Origin of the sequence: Paenibacillus prosopidis (assembly GCF_003337375.1) — a bacterium.
Classification (GTDB): domain Bacteria; phylum Bacillota; class Bacilli; order Paenibacillales; family Paenibacillaceae; genus Pristimantibacillus; species Pristimantibacillus prosopidis.
Map to the genome: position 1 here is coordinate 1 of NZ_QPJD01000061.1, position 2,776 is coordinate 2,776.

The window sequence follows — 2,776 nt, forward strand, 5'->3', positions numbered from 1 at the left end:
AGTTCTGAGGGCAGCAACCCAGTACATACTCATCCTAGCGGGGCGTTCGTTTTTCTGCAAATCGAATCTACTAACACCTACAGGAATGTTAACGGATACGATAGTGGAGGAGCTTGCTATGCAGCAGTTCCTCTTTTGTTTTATTGAAGTAACGGGCAGGTTAGTTCCAATATGTGGTATTATGTAGATATTAAACCCAAAGGAGATATCCTAATGTTACAACACAAAAAAACAGTGCTAAAAAAGCAAAAGTACTTAGGATTCTTGCTTATAATTTTTGGCATTGTCATGATACTTATTAAGGTTTCTACAGGCCAATCGGAAGAGGGACGAACACTGTTCTATATCGGAGGCTATGGTGAGGGAGTCGGTCAATTCCCAGTTAAGGATGGGTTGGTTAATTACTCAGTAACCTTTGATAATCCAACCAAACGATCTTTTAAAATCTATACAATTGAACCTATTTTAACTGAAAAAGCTAAAAGTATATTGCTTGATAAAATAATACCTATCGAAGAGGTAAAGAAACTGGAATCTGAGGGAAAAGTTGAATTTAGCGGGCAATTTCATGTAAATACCAGTGATTTAACGGAAGTAGAAATCAAAGAAATGATTCCTTTAATTAAAGGATATAGAGTGATTTTCAATCAACATGAAGAAATAATAATGCCAATCCCGAATAGCCCAAAATGATTGAACTAACGGATACGATAGTGCAAAAAACGCACCACGACGAAGCTGCCGCGATAATCGGCAGCTTTGTTGCGCTAACGGGCAGATTTGTTCTACTAACTACTGAATTATGTAGTACAATTAGGTGGATTATTGAGATATTAATGTGAAGGGAAAGACAAAAATGTTAATTGAACTTTCTCATCTTATTCAAGATAGAATGCCGGTGTATCCAGGTGATACAGAGACAGAATTGGTCCAATCCAAGTACATACAGCATAATTACTACAACAATCATCAGATGACTATAAATATGCATGCAGGTACTCATATCGATGGCCCAATGCATCTAATCGACTGTACCGTTTATCTTAACGAATTTCCTCTGGAGACCTTTATAGGAGAAGGATGTTTGTTAGATGTATCTGAAGAAACCACTATTAATTACAAGGAAGAGTATGAGCAATTAATCAAGCAGAAACAAATAGTGATCTTGTATACTGGCCACAGTAAGTTCTTTGGACAATCAAAGTATTTTGAGGATTATCCGGTACTAACAGTTGAGTTTGCGGAGTTGTTAGTAAGGAAACAAGTGAAAATGATAGGCTTGGATACACCGTCACCGGATAAATATCCATTTGAGGTACATAAGTGTCTATTTCAAAATAAGATTTTAATTACCGAAAACTTAACGAATGTAGAACAACTACTCCATGTAAAGTCATTTGAAATTATAGCACTACCTTTACATATCAGAGCGGACTCTTCCATAGCGCGTGTGATTGCACGGGTGAAATAGCCCTCTTCTCATTCGAACGTTGTTACACTAACGGATAACGATAGTTGAACACCGAAAGGGCTGCCGCGTGGTAGCCCTTCGTTACGGGCAGCATAGTTCAAAAAATGTTGCAACTCTTGAAAGACCATTGTCGTCTTAGCTTATTAACAAAGCTAATTCTGATAGGGGGATTGAATCAGGCATGAATAAGATTTTCTTTATTACGTTATGTAGTTTTGTTTTGCTGATTGGGTGCGGAAAAGAAACAACCGAAGAAATACTGGAAGAGCATATTCAGTATTTAGATTCGTATGGCTGGCATGTGAAGGACAAAATAAGCGAAAAGTCGGAAGTAATGAATTACTTTCCTGAACGACTTCAAACCCTACGCATTGCGGGGTTGGATTTAGAGCCTTATAAAAATAAAGAACTCGTAGTTACGAGCTATAAATTAAAAGAAAAACAAAAAACAGGTAAAAAAATGTACGTCTCGATTTATGAATACGATGGGAAGATTATTGGTGGTCACGGAGGATTAGAAGATTGGGACCCAGGTTTGTTTGCCTTGACGGATAAAGAAAGATTGATTAATGAAGGGATTATGACTCAATGATGGTGAGACTCTAGTTGTTGTAAAGGACTCAACTAACGGATACGATAGTTGAACACCGAAAGGGCTACCGCGTTAGTAGCCCTTCATTACGCTAATGGTCAGATAACATTTTTGATATAATGCTGTAAGCAAAACATTTGATTGCCATAGCACCGAGGTGACAGTATTGATACTAAAAATGAAGCCGTACAAGTTTTTTGCTCTCGTCTGCCTCGTAATTTTAGGGATAATCATTACGGATGGGATAGTTAAAGAATCGAACAGTAGCGGATTTCCAAACAAGATTTATTATTTTTTTCAAGTCGATATACCCGCATCAATTGCGGCTGGATTATTCCCATTGTTTATGGTTAAAAACCAAAGATACAAAATATTGCTTAGACTCTGTGTTTCTTTTTCACTCATATCTTTTATTATTTTGGGTTATGTAGGGAAGGTTCATTACGAAGGTTCGGAATCAGCTAACGATTGGCTTCTACTGTTCGTTTACAACCCTTTTGAAATATACCCCTTTGTTCTCTTTACAACCTTAGTTTCTGTGGGTATATCGTCCTTTTGCTATTTCCTTGGAGCAGGGTTTGAAGATGATATTGATTGGTGAACTTTATCGAGATTAAACTAAACATTCCTGTAAGGCCTAAGATTTGGCCTTTGTCAAAAAAGGAGCGCCTCGGTATGATGGGTTTGTCTACAACACATCAAGGAGGCGCTCT

4 protein-coding genes are annotated in these 2,776 nt (G+C 37.5%); all 4 read left to right on the forward strand.

Annotation, left to right across the window (positions count from 1 at the left end; translation table 11 throughout):
• Window positions 1-187: hypothetical protein (locus DFP97_RS31265; RefSeq protein ID WP_220271211.1), on the forward strand; the 187-nt coding region annotated here is incomplete at its 5' end.
• Window positions 188-213: 26 nt separating this feature from the next.
• A complete protein-coding gene (locus tag DFP97_RS30180) occupies window positions 214-693 on the forward strand; it encodes a hypothetical protein (protein WP_114384347.1) in 480 nt (159 codons plus the stop codon).
• Window positions 694-856: 163 nt separating this feature from the next.
• Window positions 857-1,471: a cyclase family protein gene (locus DFP97_RS30185; protein ID WP_114384348.1), complete on the forward strand. Its 615-nt coding sequence runs from the start codon at window positions 857-859 to the stop codon at window positions 1,469-1,471.
• A 181-nt stretch (window positions 1,472-1,652) separates the two neighbouring features.
• Complete coding sequence (locus DFP97_RS30190) at window positions 1,653-2,063, forward strand: DUF4830 domain-containing protein (protein WP_114384349.1); 411 nt, start codon at window positions 1,653-1,655, stop codon at window positions 2,061-2,063.
• The last annotated feature ends 713 nt before the right edge of the window (window positions 2,064-2,776 follow it).

What these genes read in the sequence shown, in the direction of transcription:
- DFP97_RS30180 (WP_114384347.1), top strand. Translation starts at nt 214, where the DNA reads ATGTTACAACACAAAAAAACAGTGCTAAAAAAGCAAAAGTACTTAGGA.
- DFP97_RS30185 (WP_114384348.1), top strand. Translation starts at nt 857, where the DNA reads ATGTTAATTGAACTTTCTCATCTTATTCAAGATAGAATGCCGGTGTAT.
- DFP97_RS30190 (WP_114384349.1), top strand. Translation starts at nt 1,653, where the DNA reads ATGAATAAGATTTTCTTTATTACGTTATGTAGTTTTGTTTTGCTGATT.